This is a genomic window from Fluviispira vulneris, assembly GCF_014281055.1.
Lineage (GTDB): Bacteria > Bdellovibrionota_B > Oligoflexia > Silvanigrellales > Silvanigrellaceae > Silvanigrella > Silvanigrella vulneris.
The window spans coordinates 434,112-455,233 of record NZ_JACRSE010000005.1; the positions used below are offsets into that span (position 1 = coordinate 434,112).

At 34.0% G+C, this 21,122-nt stretch carries 18 protein-coding genes; 14 read left to right on the forward strand and 4 right to left on the reverse strand.

Going from position 1 to position 21,122, the window contains the following annotated elements; translation table 11 throughout:
* A complete protein-coding gene (locus H7355_RS13425; RefSeq protein ID WP_186648521.1) occupies positions 1-450 on the forward strand; it encodes an NUDIX domain-containing protein in 450 nt (149 codons plus the stop codon).
* Positions 451-461: 11 nt separating this feature from the next.
* Here the strand turns inward: H7355_RS13425 and H7355_RS13430 are convergent, their stop codons facing one another.
* Genes H7355_RS13430 through H7355_RS13445 form a run of 4 tightly spaced genes read right to left on the reverse strand, consistent with a single transcriptional unit; the run spans position 462 to position 4,792 of the window.
* A complete protein-coding gene (locus H7355_RS13430) occupies positions 462-1,076 on the reverse strand; it encodes an NUDIX hydrolase (protein ID WP_186648523.1) in 615 nt (204 codons plus the stop codon).
* A complete protein-coding gene (locus tag H7355_RS13435; RefSeq protein ID WP_186648525.1) occupies positions 1,076-2,314 on the reverse strand; it encodes a small ribosomal subunit Rsm22 family protein in 1,239 nt (412 codons plus the stop codon). The genes H7355_RS13430 and H7355_RS13435 overlap by 1 nt, the downstream gene beginning before the upstream one ends.
* A 3-nt stretch (positions 2,315-2,317) precedes the next feature.
* The gene (gene mltG / locus H7355_RS13440; RefSeq protein WP_186648527.1) at positions 2,318-3,349 is read right to left on the reverse strand and encodes an endolytic transglycosylase MltG; all 1,032 of its coding nucleotides are present in this window, start codon (positions 3,347-3,349) and stop codon (positions 2,318-2,320) included.
* Positions 3,350-4,792, reverse strand: coding sequence for a serine hydrolase (locus tag H7355_RS13445; RefSeq protein WP_186648529.1), 1,443 nt, complete (start codon positions 4,790-4,792; stop codon positions 3,350-3,352).
* Positions 4,793-4,852: 60 nt separating this feature from the next.
* Between H7355_RS13445 and nadC the strand changes: the two genes are divergently transcribed.
* From nadC to H7355_RS13510, 13 genes are all read left to right on the forward strand, one after another.
* Complete coding sequence (gene nadC, locus H7355_RS13450; RefSeq protein WP_186648531.1) at positions 4,853-5,806, forward strand: carboxylating nicotinate-nucleotide diphosphorylase; 954 nt, start codon at positions 4,853-4,855, stop codon at positions 5,804-5,806.
* Between the two features lie 121 nt (positions 5,807-5,927).
* Entirely contained in the window at positions 5,928-9,062 is a 3,135-nt protein-coding gene (locus tag H7355_RS13455) for a type III pantothenate kinase (protein WP_186648533.1), read from the forward strand.
* 16 nt (positions 9,063-9,078) lie between these two features.
* Positions 9,079-10,230: a trans-sulfuration enzyme family protein gene (locus H7355_RS13460; protein WP_186648541.1), complete on the forward strand. Its 1,152-nt coding sequence runs from the start codon at positions 9,079-9,081 to the stop codon at positions 10,228-10,230.
* Positions 10,231-10,282: 52 nt separating this feature from the next.
* Positions 10,283-10,480, forward strand: coding sequence for a hypothetical protein (locus H7355_RS13465; RefSeq protein WP_186648543.1), 198 nt, complete (start codon positions 10,283-10,285; stop codon positions 10,478-10,480).
* 81 nt (positions 10,481-10,561) lie between these two features.
* Entirely contained in the window at positions 10,562-11,668 is a 1,107-nt protein-coding gene (locus H7355_RS13470) for a formimidoylglutamase (protein ID WP_186648545.1), read from the forward strand.
* A 67-nt stretch (positions 11,669-11,735) separates the two neighbouring features.
* Entirely contained in the window at positions 11,736-12,116 is a 381-nt protein-coding gene (locus H7355_RS13475) for an NADH-quinone oxidoreductase subunit A (RefSeq protein WP_216678689.1), read from the forward strand.
* Between the two features lie 11 nt (positions 12,117-12,127).
* Positions 12,128-13,237: a complex I subunit 1/NuoH family protein gene (locus H7355_RS13480; protein ID WP_130612141.1), complete on the forward strand. Its 1,110-nt coding sequence runs from the start codon at positions 12,128-12,130 to the stop codon at positions 13,235-13,237.
* 23 nt (positions 13,238-13,260) lie between these two features.
* Positions 13,261-13,815, forward strand: a complete 555-nt coding sequence (locus H7355_RS13485) for an NADH-quinone oxidoreductase subunit J (RefSeq protein ID WP_186648547.1) — start codon at positions 13,261-13,263, stop codon at positions 13,813-13,815.
* Positions 13,796-14,104, forward strand: coding sequence for an NADH-quinone oxidoreductase subunit NuoK (gene nuoK / locus H7355_RS13490; RefSeq protein WP_222435725.1), 309 nt, complete (start codon positions 13,796-13,798; stop codon positions 14,102-14,104). Before H7355_RS13485 ends, nuoK begins: the two co-directional genes overlap by 20 nt.
* 1 nt (position 14,105) lies before the next feature.
* Entirely contained in the window at positions 14,106-16,061 is a 1,956-nt protein-coding gene (nuoL, locus tag H7355_RS13495; RefSeq protein ID WP_186648549.1) for an NADH-quinone oxidoreductase subunit L, read from the forward strand.
* Positions 16,062-16,078: 17 nt separating this feature from the next.
* Complete coding sequence (locus H7355_RS13500) at positions 16,079-17,677, forward strand: complex I subunit 4 family protein (protein ID WP_186648551.1); 1,599 nt, start codon at positions 16,079-16,081, stop codon at positions 17,675-17,677.
* The gene (locus H7355_RS13505; RefSeq protein ID WP_186648553.1) at positions 17,677-19,308 is read left to right on the forward strand and encodes an NADH-quinone oxidoreductase subunit N; all 1,632 of its coding nucleotides are present in this window, start codon (positions 17,677-17,679) and stop codon (positions 19,306-19,308) included. Before H7355_RS13500 ends, H7355_RS13505 begins: the two co-directional genes overlap by 1 nt.
* Before the next feature lie 69 nt (positions 19,309-19,377).
* A complete protein-coding gene (locus H7355_RS13510; protein WP_186648555.1) occupies positions 19,378-20,853 on the forward strand; it encodes an iron-containing alcohol dehydrogenase in 1,476 nt (491 codons plus the stop codon).
* The last annotated feature ends 269 nt before the right edge of the window (positions 20,854-21,122 follow it).

Below are 21,122 nucleotides of genomic sequence, written 5' to 3' on the forward strand. Positions count from 1 at the left end.
ATGTTTAGAGAAAATGTTGCTGCTCTTATAAAATGCAATAATAAGTTTTTAGCATGCAACAGAACTGACCACAATATGTGGCAAAATGTACAAGGTGGAGTTGAAAAATTCGATAAGTCTTTACGACATGCTATCATACGTGAAACAATAGAAGAGCTTGGAGTGAAAGAAGAGGATTTTAAAATTATCTATCAATCAAAGTTTTGGCGACGCTATTATTTTCCAAAAGAGATATTAAAACGTGATCGTTTTAAGGGTAATTTAGGGCAAGAGCAAATGTGGTTTTTAATTGAACTAAATGATATTAAAAGTATTCATTTAGAAAAATCTTCTGGCGAATTCCAAAAAGTAAAACTCCTAAATATTGGAGAATTTCTTAATATTTACTCAGAATGGAAACTCGCATCATTTTATGATTTCTGTCGTGAAATCAATTTAATTAAAGAATAACATATCTATTTTTAAATATTCTCTTCTATTCTCAACATGAGATCTCTTAAAATATTGCCAGTTGCTCCCCAAATATCAAACTGACCGAGTTCTTTTATATCTATCGGATAATGCCAAACTTCACGTTTAAAAGTAGCTAAAGTTCGAGTTTCGCTCCAAGATTTTAAATTTAATATTTCTTGAATGGTTAAACTAAAAACTTCATTCACTTCATTTTTATTTATTTTTAATTTGAAATCATTAGAAATAAGAGCACAATAAGGTATGATATGATAGCCAGAGCGGGCAAAAGAATTATTGAGTTGAAAATAGGATATGATTTGGTCTTGCCCAAGACCAATCTCTTCTTCTGCTTCCCTTAATGCTGTCTGCCAAGGAGCTTCGTTTTCTTCTATTCTTCCGCCTGGAAATGCTATCTCTCCCGCATGCTCTTTTAATTTTTCTGAGCGGATTGTAAAAAGTAAACTCCAATTTTTAATATCTGTTGTCCCTTTTTTCCAATCGGCATCAGAGCAAAACATAGGGATCAGAATCGAAGAACGTCTATGCATATCAGGAATATCTTCAACTAAGCCTGTTGATTTGCCTATTTTCTGAAATATTTTTAAAATATTCTCTTGATTCATTAAATCCGTTCTTTGGCACGCATGTATAATTCATCACTCTCTTTTATTCTACGTCCCCTACGATACTCTTTTTGTTCAGGATCTGCAATCATAAATGCAGATTCAAGTGCTCCGATCTGTGTACACAATAATATTTTTTGTAAACCACCTTCGTATTGAGTCATTTCAATAAATTCTTCTTTATCACCAGAAGATAAATTATTCGTAAAATAATCAAATTGTGCTTTGTTTCCTTTTAAATCCAAAGCAAATTCATCACTCACACACCGAGCAAAATAATTTTCTGCGGATCGAATTTTATTTTTTTGCAAAAATAAATATGAAAAATTTAACTCATGGTGATCAATTTTGGAGAATTTATCTATTAATTTTAATGATGCTGGAGGATTCCATGAGTGCCTAAACCAACACCAATCCTTTCGTCCAGTTTTTTGCGAAAGCGGGCAAGGTTTATTATGTGCACAGGGTGAGATTATTTCGCAATTTTCAGAATTTTCTATAAATTGATCCCGCAATGCACCTAACGCTTTTGCATGTTCTTCTTGCCCTGGTTCCATAATAAGCAATAGTGCACCTTCGTGGGAATTATCGTAAATTGATTTCAGTGTTTTAAATCTGTGCTTTTCTGGAATTTCGTTAAAGACATTTATACACAATGCTATATCGATTTTTTTATTTAATTTAGCAGGAGATGTTAATCTTTCAATGCTTATGGAATTTTCTGTTATTATAGAATTTTTAATAAATTTCGCCCCAAGTTCTACAACTTTTTCTGATCTATCTATAGCATAAATACTTATCTTTTTTGGGGCAATTAATTTTGAATTTTGTTTTAATATATACTCGATCAAAGCTAAAATAGCTACACTTCCACTGAGTGGACCACAACCAAAGTCACTTATAACTAACTCATCTTTTTCTGCTACAAGAAGACTTTCTATTGCAAATATATTTTCATCTCTCACCAAAAGGGAAAAAACTCTTTCTATATTAGGTAATAAAAAAGAAGAGATATATGCCTGTAAACCAATGGCTGTTTCCATATAATGTTTATCAAGCTGACTGCGATCTTCATTAAAATTTTTCCAAAGTTTTTGAACATGTGAGCCTAAACTTTGTGCAGCTCCTTTTTTTTCAGCACCATTTTTATCATAAATACCTATATATTTTTCCCATTCTCCCATATAATTTTCAATATTAAAAAAAACATTACCATTTACTTCGTAGAAATTTCTCATTCTTTAATTGCTTCCCTTTTTACTCTTTTTTAAAAAAATAACATAATTACGTACTGCTTTATTGTGATCCACCAAATTTTTAGAGAAGATATGCGAACCATCTCCTTTTGCAACAAAATATAAATCATTCGATACGGGATACAGTGTTGCTTTTAAACTTGCTAATCCTGGGTTTGCAATTGGCCCTGGTGGCAGACCATATTGGGTATAGGTGTTATATGGTGTGGGAGTAACAAGATCTTTACGTGTAAGAGATCCTTTATAAGTTTTCCAAACCCCATAGATCACAGTGGGGTCTGCTTGAAGTTTCATTTTTAATTTCAATCTATTCCAGTAAACACCTGCAATTCTTTCTCTTTCAGATGGTAAACCTGTTTCTTTTTCAACGATAGAAGCCAAAGTAACATATTGCAATTGTGTCAACCCTAAATGCTTTGCCTTATCAAGCATCTCTTGGGTAACATTTTTTTTAAATTCAGTTAAAAATGTCTTTACTATCAATTTTGGGGGTGAACTGGGATTAAAAACATAGGTTTGTGGAAAGATAAATCCTTCCAAGGAATTGACCTTAGTATTAGGTGCAACATATTGAATGAGCTCCTTCGAATGCATTAAATCTAACCAAGTTTTATAACGCACTTTTGGGAAATATTGACTTAACAATTCTGAAATTTGATAAACATTTAAACCTTCCGCAATTGTCACACGGGTGGTTATTATATCTCCACGAACCAGTTTTGAAAGTACTTGCTCGGGGGAAATATCAACTGGAAATAAATATGCCCCTACTTTTAAATCTCCAGTGACTTGCATAAATTTTGCATACAATGAAAATAATTTTGGGTGAGATATAATATTTTGTCGTTCCAAATCAAATGCTACTTTTGTAAATGTTGAGCCCTCTAGCAAACTGTACTCAATTGGCTCTTTGTGCATTGGATTTGAACTTTTCAACCAATGCATAAACCATATAAATGAAAAGGCAAAAAAAGTAGAAAAAACGATTAATAATAAAAAAATAATTCTTTTAATCATTTAAATATCCCATAATTTATGAGCAACAGATTTCCTAATTTTAGCCATATCTGGATAACTTCTCAAAACACTCGTATCCCAAATCCTATGAGAATATTCACTCAATTCTTGACACAAATCATTTACTTCTGAAAAAGGAATAAGAGAAATTTCTTTATCTATAATTTGAAAATACTGTGTCGTATTCCTTTTAATTTCACTCACGATGAGAATGCGTGGACATTTCAAAACACCCATTTTTTTTCTTTCAGAAGTACGATTCGTCAATAAAATATGATAATTTTCAGAAACTTTTTTATTTAATTGATTGTAAAACCAAAATGAGGTTCCCGTATAACCCAAGTGTCCAAACACGTCACCAAATTGAATAGGCCAATTTTTTATACCGGCAGACGTTTTTTTGGTTTCAGGTGTATCGAGTCCGGCAATAAATCTATTCTTCTCTTTTGCCGAGCTATTTTGAAGTAAGTACTGACTTCTTGAAAGCGCAGACACAGCCTTAGCCACGTCACTGATGCTACCAAATAGTCCAGCATGCCCAGAAACAATATTAGATTTTTCACCAAGCGCTGATAGAATATTGGCATTGCTATCGTGCACAGAGCCATAATTAAAGCTTTTAAATTGGTGCGTTGCTAATTCTGAATTATAAGAAGAAATATATGGAAAATATGGCACACAGTTTTTTAAGTAAGACGAATTGATACTCGCATGAGAAAAAGCTGTGTCTAAATAATTGTTTAAAAAAAATAACCTTTTTTCCCAAGTCTCGTTTTTATCATCTATCATTTCAATAATTCTTGCGAGTATATAATAATTAATATCGGAATAAATCGTTAATGAAAAATTTTGGTCGTTCAAATCATTGATTGCTTTTTTATTCAAATTTGCTAGTACGTTTTCTTGAAATAAAGGATCTTTAATGTCAAGAGTAGAGTAATAAATATTAGCATTTTTATGATGCGAAGTCGCTTTCTGCAACCATAGAGAACTCCCCATCCAGTGCCAATTTTTGGCGCCTGACCGATGAGAAAGAAAAGTATCTAAAGTAAAATGCAAATTCTTTGGCTCATTAAAAAAATCATAAAAATCTTTATTTCCAATATCACACTGTTCGAATTTAATTAAATCCTTAATAGGTTTATGGATCAAAGTCGCAAAATCATTTTTTAATAAATATCTTAAATATAAATTAATAAAAATCGGCTTTGTTAAACTTGCTAAATCAAATGTTGGATGTATAGATGGACTCAAACCATCTGCTGATTTCACTTCTGAAGGTTTAAATTCGTCGGCCCAAAAGCAAGATACTTGAAATTCATTATTTCCTATTGACCAAGCGGTGAATAAACCTTGCTCAACATTACTTTCGAGTTCATTTAGACATTTAATAATGTTTTTTGATATAAAACCTTCTAAATATTTTTGTCTTGCTTTTTTCATGTTATGAGTATCCGGCCGTGTCTGTTCAAGGCAATTAAAATAATATTTATAGGGTGCACCATGGAACTGACTAAAGTAAAGCCACACTGTCCATATTTGATGCCAAAAAATGAGCTTTTGCAAATAGACTTTATCGACTTTTGCAACTCAAAACTTGGTGTATCACCCAAACGTGTCAGTGCAGATATAACTCTTTGGTTAGATGAAGACCATGGCTCTGGAGACTCAACTCTCTTTGCTGGCTTCCCCAAAAACCCAATTGTAAATTTTTTTGTGGTCGCCAAGCATGATTTCATACTCTCAGGATTGCATATAATGCAAGAGGTCTTTAGACAAACCTCAGGCGGATACACAAAAATATTTTCAGATTTTAAGGATGGGATGTCGCTTAAAAAAGGCGATATTGTCATCGCAGGCATAGGCAGTGCAAGCTCCATTTTACTTGCTGAACGCGTTGCTCTTAATTTTGCTGCAAAAATGAGTGGAATCACGAATAAGACACAGCAAATTTCTGCTGAAATAAAAAAAATCAATAAAGATATTACCCTACTAGAAACGCGTAAAACCACACCTGGTCTACGTATGTATGAAAAATATGCGACACGCGTCGGTGGTGCAAGAAATCATAGACATGCTCTCGATTCTGGAGCTATGTTAAAGGAAAATCACATAAGAAGTATTGGTAGTATCGAAGATGCTCTTAATAATTTAAATAAAAATCTACCAATCTTAACGAAAATCGAAATTGAAGTAAGCGATTTGCTTGAATTTAGAACAGCCTTGCATAAACGACCTGACGTCATCATGCTTGATAATTTTCCATTAAATGATGCGCGAACAGCCATCTATGAGAAGAATATTTTTGACAAAAATATAAAAATTGAATTGAGTGGCAATTTAGATGAAAAAAATTTACTAGAAATAAGTTCAATAGAAGTCGATTACTTAAGCATGGGTGCTTTGATACATAAAGCAATTTGGGTAGATATGAGCTTGCAAATCTATCGCCCTTAAAATATTAACCCTATATTTATTGAATTATTAAAATAATTTCGTAAAATCCGACTGCAAAAGAATTGCTTACTCTTCAAGCGAACCATACTCCGCTTGTATTAGCTTTAAAACTGGAATTAAAATGTCACATTCTGAAATTATAACTTATTTAACCGAACAAACCATCTCAACTATGGATCTGGCAAAAAAAATTGCCAAAGAATCCAATGAGAATAAAATTTTTGCCGTTTTTGCAGAAAAGCAAACAGGAGGCAGAGGCAGAAATGGCAGTGTTTGGCAGCAAACTGAACTTTCATCTAATCCTTTGAACCAATCGGAAAATATAACAAAATTTCAGAGTTTAACAGAAGCTCTCGCACAGCAAACTGATTTTTTACCTTTAACTTTTGCAATACCAAGTCAAAAAATCAAAGTTCCATTTGAATGGGTGACAACTCTTGTTGGCTGCGCTGTTTTCGACTCATTAAAAAAAACAGAGTCTTTTTTACTCTCACATTTTCAAGATTTACCATTGCAAAATAATAATAATATTTATATTAAATGGCCAAATGATATTATCTCTTATCAAAATAAAAACAAGTTAACAACTGACCCCATTTATTACAAAAAAATATGTGGGATTCTTTGTGAAACATCCTCTGTGCAAAACAATATTGGTGATTTTTTTATAGGTATTGGTTTAAATTTCTTTAGGCATCCTTCAACGGAAACTTCTACTTCTTTTTGGGAAAGTCTTTTTCCTCTTGATATTAATAAAACAGAAAAAAGAAATATAAATAAATTTTTAAATACCAAATCTTATATTCAAACCACATTAGCTTATTTTTCAGAAAACTTATTAGCTGAACTGAATGAATATTTGTTTGTAAAAAGAGAGATACAACAACTTAAAAACTTAGCCATTGAAAGATCTCTTCCACTTGGCACGATTCTATCTGTAAATAAAGGAACAAGAATCGGTGAATTTTTAGGTATTGATGACAATGCTGCTCTTTTATTGAGCGGCTCTAAAGAGCCTATATTATCTGGGGAAATCTCGATAAAAGAAAAAAATGTTAATAAAACCGAACAAAAAAATATTAAAACTTCACCGTCAATTTCCAATTTATCAGTTGCAAAAATTTCACCTACTTTAGCAATTGATTTTGGCAATACAAGAGTTCATATTGGTTTTCAATCTTCAGATTCTAGAAAGTATCAAATTGACATCCCTTACGATGTTTTCTTAACTAAAAATATACATAACATAAGGGATGCTTTGCGCCCAATTTTAGAGGGCTTTATAGCTGATAGAAATAAGAAAATTGATTTCATTTACACCTCAGTTAATACTCCTGAAAAAACTCAAGAAACAATGAAATCAATTAAAAACTTTTTAACCACTACATTCCCTGAAATCATTTTGAATGAAAATAAATTCACAGAACAAGATATTTTAAGTGCAATTGAAATATCTGGTGATTTTGATAAAAAAAGGCTTGGTGCAGATAGAGCTTTAAAATTTATTTTTGCCGCAAAAGAAGCACAAAAAACCAAAAAAAATACGATTATTTTTTCATTTGGTACAGCGGTAACATGTGAAGGCGTTTCAGCCGATTTAAATATTTTAGAAAATTTTATTTTCCCAGGTATACAAATGGCTTTCAACGCCATCCATCATTACACCGCATTGGTTCCACAGTTTTATGCCAATCCTGATTTATTTTCGCCATATAAAAGACACTGGAATCAAGAAATCTATGTGCAACGCGGGATTTTTCTGTCCACCGCATCAACTGTTTTAGCTACTTTAAAAATGCATTCTCCTTGTAAATGTTATTTGAGTGGTGGAAATGCTGAGGAAATACTAAAAATTATCAATGAAGTTGATCCAAAAAATAACCTAGATATCGAAATATTTCCGAGTATTGAAACTGATACTTTATTAAATATAAAAGATCATTTATTAAAGCCTCATAAAGTAGAACAAATACCTCAAATTGATTATTTTAAGAAAATAAAATATAATAAATTTGAAAAACTTCCTCATGACAACATTTTAAATGAAGAAACTGATTTGACCCATACTGACGAAAATATTGATAATGTTATGCAGTCGATGCTAAAAGCTCGTTCTCCTATCCATAAAGAAAGAAATCTTATTCCTAAACAAGAAGAGTTTAGAAGAATTGGCAGTCGTATGGAAAATGTTGATGAAAATGAGCGGATTGATGCTTATATGTCTCGTAAGTTTCAATTCCACAATCGAGAAACATGGCGTGAAAGAATTCTAAATAATGAAGTTTTAATTGAACATGGTGCACATAGAGAAAAGAATCATGGATACGAAGTAAAACTCAATAAAATAAAGCCCACTTATAAATTAAAAAATTATGATCAAATCTGGCTTTTTCATCCACCTGAATATGAACCAGATGTCATAGAAAAAATTGATGTTGTATTTGACAACCAAGATGTGTGTATTTTTTCTAAACCACCCAATATGGTTATACATGCAGCAGGACTCTATGGAAAAAATACATTTGTAAATATTGCAGCTAAAATGGGTTATGCCGACTGCGCTGCAGTGCATCGTATTGATCGCGAAACAAGTGGTATTTTAGCTTGTGCACGTAAATCATCTACCCGTGGAATTATTTCAGAAGCTTTCAGACAAGGTAACGTAGATAAAATGTATTTAGCTGTAACGAAAGGCAGCAGAGCTTTACCTGAAAAATTTAGAGTCAATTTACCTATTGGAGAACCTGAAAATTCACTCATCCGTTTAAAACTTTGGGTTGATGGTAAGAACCTGCAATCTGCAGAAACATGGTTTGCAAAACTGGCTACATATAATGACTATACTTTATTTGCGTGCTTGCCACAGACTGGTAGAACGAATCAAATTCGCATTCACCTCGCAGCTATTGGCCATTGGATTGTTGGTGATAAAATGTATCATGCGAATGAAAATGTTTTTATCGAATTTTACGAAAAGGGATATACTCATTGGGTTAATGAGCAAACTTTATTTCCAAGACATATGTTGCATAATACTGGTATAATGATTCATAGCAATGAATTACCCGAATTAACTGATAAACCGATTATCTGCGAACTTCCCCAAGATATGCTCAATTCAGATATTGTTAAAAATCTTTTAAATAACTCATCTGTTCCCCTCGAATCAGAAGCACAAAAAGAGTTTTTATCTCGCTTATTTTTAAAACTTCATGATACAGACTTCACCCTTTTTCCAGAAATTTATCAAAATTAAACTTGGAGACAATCATATGATTAAGAAAAATTTCGATACATTGTGTGTGCATGCAGGCGTTGAACCAGAACAAGCTACGGGGGCAATCATGACCCCAATTTTTCAAACTTCTACTTATGTGCAAGAATCTCCTGGTAATCCTAAAATTTATGATTATTCACGTGCTGGAAACCCAACGCGCACAGCGCTTGAAAACTCTCTTGCAGCACTTGAAGGCACAAAACATGCAATTTCTTTTTCTTCAGGTTTAGCAGCAGTTCAAGCTGTCGCTCAATTATTAAATCCTGGCGATCATGTCATTGTTTGTGATGATGTTTATGGTGGTACAGGTAGAATGTTTAGAAAAATATTTTCTAAATATAATATTGAATTTGAATTTGTTGATATGTCAAATCCTAAAAATATTGAGCCATATTTTAAAAAAAATACAAAATTAATTTGGATAGAAACACCTACAAACCCTTTGTTAAAAATAATAGATATATCTGCAGTAACAAATTTAGCTAAAAAATTTAACGTAACAACATGCGTAGATAATACTTTTTCATCTCCGGTATTTCAAAATCCTATCGAACATGGAGCGCAAATTGTTCTGCACAGTACAACAAAATATATTGGCGGACACAGTGATTTAGTAGGTGGATGCCTTATGTTAAATGATGACTCGCTTGCTGAACAACTGAAATTTTTACAATTTGCAGGTGGCAGTGTAAATGCACCTATTGAAGCATTTTTATTATTAAGAAGTATAAAAACTCTTTCATTAAGAATGAAAAAACATCATGAAAATGCCCTTTATCTTGCCCGTGAAATGCAGAGTTTGAAAATATTTTCGGAAGTTATTTTTCCCGGACTCGAAAATCACCCACAATATGAAATCGCAAAAAAGCAAATGCGTGGATATTCAGGCATGATCTCTGCTAGAATAAAAGGCGATTTTAATGCGGTTAAACTATTTTTATCTAAACTCAAATATTTCTCTTTAGCAGAAAGCTTGGGTGGAGTTGAATCCCTTGTCAATCATCCAGAAACAATGACACACGCAAGCGTTCCGCCTGAACTCAGAAAAAAACTTGGTATCACTCCAGATCTTTTAAGATTTTCAGTAGGTATTGAAGATGCTCAAGACCTTTTAAATGATTTGACACAAGCTGCAAAATCTGTCTGAGTTCATTTAATTAATATAATGTCTCCTCCGATATATATTAAGGGGATATTATATGGCAAAACAAGGCAATCTTAAAAAGAATATAAATTCGAAAAAAATGCGTGGAACAGACGAATTAGATTTATTGAAAATTATTTTAGATGAAAATAAAGAACTTAAGAAAAAAGTAATGCGTTTTATTCAGAAAAGTTTAGGAAAAACAACTTCTGGCACAGCGAAGGTTGGCAAAAAGGGTGCGAAACCTATTTAATTCTTGCAAATTTTCTCTTTTAAAGCAATTATACAATAGTGTACCTATTTAGATTGAACATTTTATAAAGAGAAAATTTAAATGAATATAGATGTTTTAAGATATCTCGAACCAACCAAATTAAATTTTAATGCCAGAGCGGAATCAATCGGTTCTAATTTTACAAAAATATCCTTAAATCCTAAAAATAATCAATTTATTACTGAGCAAATAATCGATAAGTTTATTCTCTTAGGCATACCTGACGATCGGGGTGTCATTGCTAATTTAGGAAATCCCGGTGCTAAAGAAGGGCCAAAATCATTTCGGGATTCTTTCTATAAAATGTATGATACAAAAATTATGCAAGATATGACAAACTCAAAAGTATTTTCACAAAATTTACCCCCAACCAACAAGACTCAATTTTTTCTATCCGATAAGATAACAGATGTTGGAAATATAATTTTAGCTGATTCTATAGAAGAAACACATGAGAGACTTGCTTATGTTGTTGAGTTCCTTTTAAGAAATAAAGCCAGATTCATTTTCGTAATTGGAGGAGGCCATGATTTTACTTACGGCAGTTACAAAGGACATGTTAAAAGCAGAGAGAACGAAATTATACCTATCATCAATCTCGATGCTCATTTTGATTTACGCCCCGTTATTAATAATGAAATAAATAGTGGCACTGCTTTTTATCGTATTATTAAAGATTTTAATAAAAATATTGCAAATGGCAAAGCTCTTTTAGAAATTGGAATTCAAAGAGAGCGCAATCCGCACTCTCTTTTTGATTATGCCATGCAAAATGGAATTAAAACTGTCGAATATATTTCCCTATTAAATATCTGGAAAGAATTTACAAGTGGAAACATACAAATACCCTCCGAGCATATCCATGATCATATTGATGATTGCTCTAAATTTGGCTTTGAACGGAAAACAGGGAGCTTGCATATTTCACTTTGTTTAGACGTATTTGATCAAGCGATTGCTCCTGGAACAAGCGCATCGACTCCCATCGGAGCACAGATGAAAGATCTTTCACAAACTTTCGCATATTTTGGAAGATCAAATACATGTCGCATTATGGACATTGCAGAACTCTGCCCAGCAAGAGATACTCTTGATCAGACTGCACGTCTTTGCGCTTCTATAGTATATCGCATCATTCTCTTAAGAGAAGAATATTCTAATAGATAAAATCTAGCGCTCTCTTGTCGCATTCATGAATATGAGTTACTGGAACACGTTGAGGAGGAACTTGTTTATGGAGCATTCCGTACAATATATTGGTATGAACCCATATTTACCAATATTGCTCATTTTAATTTTTGGACTGGCACTTGGCTTGGGAGTGAGCGGTGTTTCATTTTTATTAGGCCCCAAAAAACCTAATCAACATAAACTCGAAGTCTATGAATGCGGCTTGCCAATCACAAGCACGGCTGAGAGACGCTTTTCAATCAAATTCTATTTGACAGCAATACTTTTTATTCTTTTTGATATTGAAACCATCTTTATGTACCTTTGGTCAGCAGCATTTGATTATTTAGGTTGGTTTGGAATTGTTGAAATTGGAATTTTTGTTGCAACACTTGCAATCGGCTATATTTACGTGCTCAAACGTGGCGCGTTACGTTGGGATTAAGGAGATATAGAATGATTGAATTAAGTATGACACAAATTTTGAGCACAATTCTTCTTATGCTTCTGGGCATTGCAGTCGGCGCACAAGTCGCTCCTATAATGAGCTGGGTCGAAAGACGTCAATGTGCTATTTTACAACGTCGAGTGGGACCCAATCGAGTCGGTTTTTTTAAATTTAGAATATTTGGACTTGGCCAACCTATTGCCGATGCAATTAAGTTACTTTTTAAAGAAGATTTTGTTCCTCCATATGTACATAAAGCATTTTACGTTATGGCTCCAGTTATACCTGTCATTACTGGGTTAGCTGTGACTGTTGCAATACCTTGGGGAAGCCATCTAATAGTAAATAATCAGATTGTTACCTTACAAGCCGTTAATTTAAACTCTGGATTTTTACTTATATTTGCGCTTTCATCTCTTGCAGTATATGGTGTTACTTTAGCAGGTTGGTCTTCCAATAATAAATATTCACTACTTGGAGGCTTACGCGCATCCGCACAAATGGTGAGCTATGAAGTCGCTATGGGTATGAGCATCATACCACTCGTGTTTATTTGGGGAACTCTCGATCTGCAAGTTATGATTGCCCGCCAATCCGAAATTCTGTTTGGCTTTTTACCAAATTGGGGACTATTTCATGCCCCAGTATCATTTGTAATTTTTCTCGTCACAATTTTTGCAGAAACAAATCGTCTTCCATTTGACCTCGCTGAGAGCGAAGGAGAGTTGGTCGCTGGATTTTTAACCGAGTATGGAGCAATGCGCTGGTCACTCTTTTTCCTCGGTGAATATTCCATGATGTTTGTTATGTGTGTCTTAACTGTCTCAATGTTTTTTGGTGGTTATGAAATCCCATGGATATCTCAACATCTCCTTTTGGAATATCTCACCCCAACATTAGGTGAAGCTTTAACAAGATGGATTCTTTTCCCAATTGGCCTTGGAGTTCTTTTATTAAAAGTAGTGTTACTTATGTGGTTTTTTGTACAAGTACGCTTTACAATTCCACGTTTCCGCTACGATCAACTCATGAAATTAGGTTGGGTTTATCTTCTCCCAATTGCTCTTGTTAATTTGGTTGTGACTGCAATTATAACTGCATTTATAAAATTTCACTAAGAGTCTAGGGAGAGTTTTTCAATATGGCAATTCAAATTTCTTTCATGATCATGGGAATTCTTGCGGTATTCTTATCCGCAGCAATGATCACACGTAAGTGGCCTGTTACGGCCGCAATGCTCCTCATTATTATTATGATGCTTCTTGCAGGAATGTATGGACTTCTTGGCGCTCATTTTTCTGCTGTTGCCCAAATAATTGTTTATGCTGGCGCTATTATGGTTGTGTTCGTATTCGTAATTATGCTTTTAAATTTACCACCTGAAGAATTAAGATATGGAAGAGTTACCTTAAATGAAATAATATTAATTAGTATTGGATTTCTTGGCGCACTCTTTTTGGGAACAAAAGTTGGCCAAGGATATCTCACTTCAGGTCTCAATTCCACAACACTTATCAATGCTCGTCCTCCTTATTATCCTGCACAAATGAATGAAAATGTAAAAAATGTTTCATCCCTTCTGTTCACAGATTACCTTTGGGCTTTTGAAATAGTTAGCTTTTTAATATTAGCAGCAATTGTTGGATCTATTGTCATAGCAAAGAAAGCGAAGGTGAATGATGCCAAGTCTTCCTGAATTGGGTATATATTTTTCATTATTATTATTTATTGTTGGTATTTTTGGCGTCATGTTTAGAAAAAATATTATCTTTATGATGCTCAGTGTTGAAGTGATGTTAAATGCTGCTAATCTTGCATTTATTAGCGCAAGCGCACTTACAAATACCATTGATGGTCAGGTCGTTATGTTTTTTGTTATGGCAGTCGCAGCATGTGAAGCAGGAATTGGCTTGGCTCTTATCATTTCTCTTTACAGAGCTAAATCAAGCATAGAGATCGACGATCTCAGAATGCTGAGAGGTTAAAATGCACGATCAAATTCTTCTTGCACTCATAGTACTTTTTCCACTTATTGGTGCACTTTTAAATGCATTTGTTTTTAGAAACTTGAGCGTCGTCGTTGCATGTTTGACAGCAACTTTAGCGGTAGCTATCCCTTTTATATTATCTCTCATTTTATTTTTTGGCCCGATCGTTAAAGGAACACCAGTTGTTGCTGAATTATTCGATTGGATAACCGTTCCATTAATTAACGGAAAAGAATTTAATATTTCTTTTGCATTGACAGCTGATAGATTATCAGGGTTGTTTTTACTTGTGATAACTGGTGTAGGTACACTTATTCACCTTTATTCAGGTGAATATATGCATCATGAAAATCGGCCTTATCGTTTCTTTGTTTATTTAAATTTATTTATTGTTTCAATGCTTCTGCTAGTTCTTGGCTCGAATATGCTTGTTACTTTCTTGGGTTGGGAAGGCGTGGGAGTTTGCTCTTATCTTTTAATTGGCTATTGGTATGAAGACACAGCAAATTCAATGGCAGCAATCAAAGCATTTATTGCAAATAGAGTAGGTGATGCTGGATTTTTAATTGCCATGTTTCTTTGCTATATGCTTTTTAAGACGATTAACTATAGTGAAATCGCAACAATTATTGCTTCAACACCAAATATCTTCTTTACAACACATTCATTAGAAATCACCTTAATTGGTCTTTGCTTATTACTTGGAGTTGCAGGTAAATCTGCACAAATTCCACTTTATACATGGCTTCCCGATGCCATGGCCGGTCCAACGCCTGTTTCAGCACTTATCCATGCGGCCACGATGGTGACCTCTGGTATTTATCTTATGAACAGAGTGAGCTTTGTACTCGTCTTAAGTCCAACAGTTATGACTACAATTGCAGTCGTTGGCGCAGCTACAGCTATTTTATCCGCAACAATCGGTTTTGCTCAAACAGATATTAAGAAAGTATTGGCGTACTCAACTTGCAGTCAGCTAGGCTATATGGTTTTAGCTTGCGGTGTTGGAGCCTTCCAATACGGTGTGTCTCATGTCATAACCCATGCGTTTTTCAAAGCCTGCCTCTTTCTAGGTGCAGGAAGCGTTATTCATGCTATGCACCACGAGCAAGATATTCGTAAAATGGGCGGTCTTTTCAAAAGAATGCCAATAACAAGTATTACATTTATTATTGCGACACTTGCTATTATAGGCTTCCCAGGATTTTCTGGATTTTTCTCAAAAGATGCTATTTTGGCTGCTGCTTGGTCAGGACCATTTGGCAACCCGATTCTCTGGTTCGTGGGTTGGATTACAGCAGGATTCACCGCATTTTATATGCTGCGCCTCACATGGTTGGTGTTTTTTGGCGAATCGCGAGCAGAGCATCCTGAAAAAATACATGAAACAAATTATGTTATAACATTGCCACTCATTATCCTCGCAATATTTTCTGCCTTAGGCGGATTGATTGCTATTCCAGAAGTTTTTACTGGAAAAGAAGATTTTATCACAAGATTTTTATCTCCTGTTCTTATGCGATCTGAAGAGATTTTAAAAGCAAGCGGTATCCATGGAAATCCATTAAGCCATTCCATGGAATTTGGACTCATGGGTGCATCGATTATAATTGTGTTCATTGGAGCATTGTTTGCAATCACTGTTTACAAAAAAGGACCTCAAGGTGGCGAACGCTTTGCAAATGCATTTGGTGGTTTTTATAGATTAATAAGAGATAAATGGCGTGTCGACGAACTTTATAATCTCGTAATTTACCAACCATTAGCTCATTTTGGTAGTTTTCTTTATAGAATTATTGATCGGAAAGTTATTGATGGCGTAGTAAATGGCATCCCTGAAACTCTATATACTGGCACGAGTGTTGCAAGCGACTCTCAGTCAGGTATGGCAAGAAATTACCTCAAGTTCATCTATATTGGTGTTTTTGTTTTTGGGTTAATTCTATTTCTTTGAGCAGGTGAGAGGATACAATGATAGATGAAATTTCGCAGTGGATTTTATCCCTGCTCATAGTTTTTCCAGTTTTAGCAGCATTGCTAATATTAGTGATTCCAGGAAAAGATGACTCCCGAATTCACAGACATATTGCAATGGGTGCAACAATTCTTGAATTTATTTTTTCACTCCATTTAGTGAGACATTTTGTTCCAAACACAGCACAGTTTCAATTTTCACAAGTTGCAAACTGGTTACCAAGTTCAACAGGAATAAAATATATTGTTGGGGTTGATGGAGTTAATTTAATTCTCGTACTTTTATCTACTATATTTTGTGCAATTGTTATGATGACAACTTACACCTCTCTCAAAACAAAAGTAAAAGGTTTTCTTGCCTTATTTTTGTTACTTGAGTCGGCAATAATTGGTGTATTTGTTTCACTCGACGTTGTTTTATTTTATGTTTTTTGGGAACTCAGCCTTATTCCAGTTTACTTTATGATTGGTATTTGGGGTGGGAAAGACAGAATATATGCAACTTTAAAACTATTTATTTATGGAGTTATTGGCAGCTTATTAATGCTTGTTGCTCTTATATATTTATACTTCGCACACGCAAACAGTCATGGTGGAATTTATTCATCAAATCTTCTAGATTTATATTCAACAGCTGTTGCACTCCCATTTAATGTACAAGCTTGGTTATTTCTTGCTGTTACTTTAGCATTTGGAATCAAAGTACCTATTTTCCCTTTTCACACATGGTTACCCGACACATACGAACAGGCACCAGCAACTTATACACTTATGTCAGGTGTTATTTTAAAGTTAGCTACATATGGACTTATTCGCTTTAGCATCTGCTTATTCCCAAGTGCAGCAGCTTATTATGCAAAACCAATTATGATTCTTGCAGTGATAGGTATTCTTTATGGTGCACTTATTGCTTGGAAACAAACAAATGTTCGAAGAATTATGGCATTTTCTTCTTTAAGCCATTTAGGTTTTATTGTTATAGGGATTTTTTCCTTAAATACTCTAGGCCTCCAAGGCGCTCTCTATCAAATGCTCAATCATGCTATTACTGCAGGTGCGCTCTTTATTTTATTTAATATTTTATATGAAAGAAGAAATTCTTTTGAACTAGACGACTTTGGTGGTCTTGCTAAAGTGATGCCTTGGTATGCTTTTTTCTTTGTCATAGCAGCAATGGGTTCTGTAGCTTTGCCAAGTACAGGAAGTTTTATTGGAGAATGGCTCATTTTAATAGGCTCATTTCAAGCAAATCCCATTTTAGGTGCGCTTGCTACGATTGGAGTTATTATTGGGGCTGTTTATATTCTTTGGGCTACCTATAAAATATTATTCGGACCAATCACTCACGAAGAAAATAAAAAGCTTGCTGGAATGCATAAACATGAAGTTATTCAATTAGTAATATTATCAGTATTTATTTTTGTTCTCGGATTTTCTTCATCGGGAATTCTTGAGCACACAAAACCAACTCTTGTTAATATTGAAAGAAGTATTAAAAATAATTCAGCATATTCGTCTGAACTTGCCAATACAAAAAATGGAATTCTTATGCCTTTGAGTAAATTCTCATCAGAAATTGAACAAGGAGTAAAATGATGTCGTCAAATTTTATGATGTCTCGACTCCCAGAAATTGTAAAAGATGCAATTCAAAATAGATTATGGAATGATATTTTACCAAGTTCTGAATTCTATATTCTTGCAGCGCCCATTTTATTGTTATTAATTGGTTCACTTATCACTATGATTTTAGGAGTGTTCAAAACAGACCCTGAAAAACCTTGTTACCCTTCATGGTACGTAGCTGTTTTCATATGTTTTGCTTCGGCAGCACTCGCTATCACTGCAAAGATTAAAGCTCCAGTCGCTTTTCTTGGCAGCGGTGTTTTAATTGATGAGATTTCTTCTGTATCTTTTACTGTCATCGCAATTGGTACTTTATTCACTTTAATGGCAAGTTCAATGACTGCGATTGGTAAACAATTGTTACGTTCAGAATTAATTTCGCTATTATTAATGTCTGCAGCTGGACTCATGATAATGTGCTCGGCTGGAGAGTTTCTCGGATTTTTTATTGGTCTCGAATTAACAAGTATTTCTCTCTATGTTCTTGTTGGCTACCAAAGAAAAAGCTTTCAAGGTATGGAAGCAGCAATTAAATATTTTATTCTAGGTGCCGCAGCATCAGCTATTATTTTAATGGGCGCAGCTCTTATTTATGCAAGTATTGGTTCTTTACGTTTTTCCGACTTTAGAAATTTAAATATTTCAGTAAACAATCCGTTCTCGCTTCTCGGAGTTCTCCTATTATTTTGTGGTCTCTCATTTAAACTGGCCATTGCACCATTTCACTCTTGGGCACCAGATGTTTATCAGGGAGCAAACTCACACCTGACAGGCTTTATGGCTTCTTTAGTTAAGTTCAGTATTGCCATTGTTTTTATGAGAATATTAAGCTCTAGTTTAGGCGAAGGTAATCATACAAGTTTAATTGTAATGTTCTGGATTCTAGGAGCATTCTCCATCGTTGTGGGTTCACTTTTCGGTCTTGTACACAACAGCCTAAAACGCATGCTCGCTTATTCTTCTGTTGCCAATGCAGGTTACTTTTGCCTTGCTTTTGCATCACTTGCTTCAAATCCAACAAGCTTAGAAGCGAAACAATCTCTTTTGTCATACGCAGTCATTTACGCTGTATTAAGCATGGGTGCATTTACAGTTATTGCTTGGTTTGAAGACAGTAATAGAGAAGATCTCTTGAAAGAAGAACTCTCAGGCATGGGATCTAAAAAACCATTTGCTGCCTTTGCTCTCACTGTTTTCCTTTTTGGTTTTGCAGGTATTCCACCAGTGGCAGGCTTTTTTGGAAAATTCTTTTTACTACTCTCTGCAGTGAATCAAGGTCTCATTGGTTTATCAATTATTTTAGTCGTATTTAGCTGCTTGTCACTTTATTATTATCTTTCTGTAATGGTTGAAATGTGGTTTAAACCATCCACACGGTATTCAGCACAAAGCAATCAAAATTCAGAAACAAATTCTGGGATGCTTATTTTATCATTAATTGCTGTGATTGCTTCATTATTTATTGGTATTTTTGGCCCACGTTGGGCTCTTAATCTTGATTATTCACAAGCAGTTGAAAAAAATATGAGAATTCTAAATACAGCGGATATAATCAAAGAGCAAACTCAAGCTGATGCTTCGGTTATTCATTATCCCCGCTAAAATAACTCTCTGAAAAGAAAGTAAATTAAGCCTTGCACTGCAAGGCTTTTTCTTTACAAGGACAAAAATATGAGCATTTTTTTTGAAAAAATAACCCAAGTTTTTACAGATGAAAAGATTGATTACAGCTCAAATAAAAATATTCCCATACAATTCTGCTGTAATAATTATGAAGAATTTTCTGAAAAAATAACACAGGTTATACCTAAAAATAAAGGCAATAAAGTATTTATTTTGCACGATGGTAAAGATAAAAAATCAGACAAAGATTCTAATACAAATATATTAGAAAAGATAATCGAAACTCTTTCTGATAAATACTCTATTATTGAAAAAAATCTTTCTACAGAAAGCAAATGCAAAAGTGATGAAATCCATGCTTCTGAATATTTTTTAGAAAAAACAACCAACCTTATTTTTAAAGAAACAGATTGTGAAATATATATTGCTTTGGGAAGTGGAACAATCACTGATCTACTAAAACATTCCCTTTTTTTAAATAAACCCAATGCTATTTTTATTTCCATTCCCACTGCCATGACTGTAACTGCATTTACCTCGTCTTTTTCTGTCGTGGACATTTCTGGAGCAAAAAGAACGAGACAATCAAAAGACATCTATGCAACATTCTGGATTGAACCTCTCTTAAAAGCAGCACCTATGGAACTTTCCCGTGCAGGATATGGAGATCTCCTTGCGCGCTTTGTGGCATACGGTGATTGGTACTTAGGTTTTAAATTAGGAATTTCTGAAAATTATGATGAACTCGCATTTCGTTTGATGGATGTTTTTGCAGATCCACTTAAGCAGATTGCTTCTGAATTTGCTCAAAGTGAACTTTCTGGCCAAGCTATTGAAATTTCTGCAGCAGCTCTTGCGATGGCAGGCATAGCAATGTCTCTCTCAGGAGAAACGACTCCTTTAAGTGGATATGAGCACGTCATTAGTCATGCTCTCGATTTCCTACGTTTGAATTCTGACCGTCCTCTGGTTTTACACGGTGAGCAAGTAGCATTGGCAACCTTAACAAGTGCTATGAGCTTTGAATGGCTCTTAGAAATTGAAAATTTTGATTTGAAAAAATTTCGTAGTATGAATGAAAAAGATACCACGCAAATTATCAATCATTTTTTTAATGCGGCGCCTTTTTTTGGAAAAGATGAAGATAAGATCAATGCAGCTGAAAGAAAGAAAATTGATTTAAATTTATCCGCAAAATCAAAGCCTGCAAAAGAAATTTTTATTTCTGATTATCTTAAAAAAAGTCAAAAATGGGATATCGCAAAAGAAAAATTTTCTGATTTTATCCAAGAATGGCCCGCGATAAAAGCACATTTAAAATCATTGACAATAAGCTCTCACTCAATGCAAGCACTACTCGAACAAGCCCGTTTGCCAATTTTTCCTGAAGGGACTAACCCAATGACCACTGCTCTTGAGTATCGCTGGGCGATTCGTTTTGCCCCTTTTATCCGTTCACGCTTCTGCATTGCTGACTTCATATTCTGGATCGGCGAAGATTGCTGTATTGCAGCTGCAACGTAAAGATATATTAAAATAAAATTTTATTGAAATGATTTAATTTTTTCATCCCTCGCGGTATTAATAACACTGAGTATCATATCAGGTGTATAGATAAACTCCATATTTAAAAATATCAGAAAAATAAATTTACTTTATTTAAACGACAAATAAATCATTTAAATTAATAATGAATATATTTCAATAGCAAAAACCTTTTATTAATAAACATATCTGAATTAATTAAAAAAATTTATACATTTAATTTTTTTAATGATAAGCAAATATTCAAA

Bases quoted from the DNA above. Each gene is read 5' to 3' on its own strand.
- H7355_RS13425 (WP_186648521.1), top strand. From the start codon at position 1: ATGTTTAGAGAAAATGTTGCTGCTCTTATAAAATGCAATAATAAGTTT.
- H7355_RS13430 (WP_186648523.1), bottom strand. From the start codon at position 1,076: ATGAATCAAGAGAATATTTTAAAAATATTTCAGAAAATAGGCAAATCA.
- H7355_RS13435 (WP_186648525.1), bottom strand. From the start codon at position 2,314: ATGAGAAATTTCTACGAAGTAAATGGTAATGTTTTTTTTAATATTGAA.
- mltG (WP_186648527.1), bottom strand. From the start codon at position 3,349: ATGATTAAAAGAATTATTTTTTTATTATTAATCGTTTTTTCTACTTTT.
- H7355_RS13445 (WP_186648529.1), bottom strand. From the start codon at position 4,792: ATGAAAAAAGCAAGACAAAAATATTTAGAAGGTTTTATATCAAAAAAC.
- nadC (WP_186648531.1), top strand. From the start codon at position 4,853: ATGGAACTGACTAAAGTAAAGCCACACTGTCCATATTTGATGCCAAAA.
- H7355_RS13455 (WP_186648533.1), top strand. From the start codon at position 5,928: ATGTCACATTCTGAAATTATAACTTATTTAACCGAACAAACCATCTCA.
- H7355_RS13460 (WP_186648541.1), top strand. From the start codon at position 9,079: ATGATTAAGAAAAATTTCGATACATTGTGTGTGCATGCAGGCGTTGAA.
- H7355_RS13465 (WP_186648543.1), top strand. From the start codon at position 10,283: ATGGCAAAACAAGGCAATCTTAAAAAGAATATAAATTCGAAAAAAATG.
- H7355_RS13470 (WP_186648545.1), top strand. From the start codon at position 10,562: ATGAATATAGATGTTTTAAGATATCTCGAACCAACCAAATTAAATTTT.
- H7355_RS13475 (WP_216678689.1), top strand. From the start codon at position 11,736: ATGGAGCATTCCGTACAATATATTGGTATGAACCCATATTTACCAATA.
- H7355_RS13480 (WP_130612141.1), top strand. From the start codon at position 12,128: ATGATTGAATTAAGTATGACACAAATTTTGAGCACAATTCTTCTTATG.
- H7355_RS13485 (WP_186648547.1), top strand. From the start codon at position 13,261: ATGGCAATTCAAATTTCTTTCATGATCATGGGAATTCTTGCGGTATTC.
- nuoK (WP_222435725.1), top strand. From the start codon at position 13,796: ATGATGCCAAGTCTTCCTGAATTGGGTATATATTTTTCATTATTATTA.
- nuoL (WP_186648549.1), top strand. From the start codon at position 14,106: ATGCACGATCAAATTCTTCTTGCACTCATAGTACTTTTTCCACTTATT.
- H7355_RS13500 (WP_186648551.1), top strand. From the start codon at position 16,079: ATGATAGATGAAATTTCGCAGTGGATTTTATCCCTGCTCATAGTTTTT.
- H7355_RS13505 (WP_186648553.1), top strand. From the start codon at position 17,677: ATGTCGTCAAATTTTATGATGTCTCGACTCCCAGAAATTGTAAAAGAT.
- H7355_RS13510 (WP_186648555.1), top strand. From the start codon at position 19,378: ATGAGCATTTTTTTTGAAAAAATAACCCAAGTTTTTACAGATGAAAAG.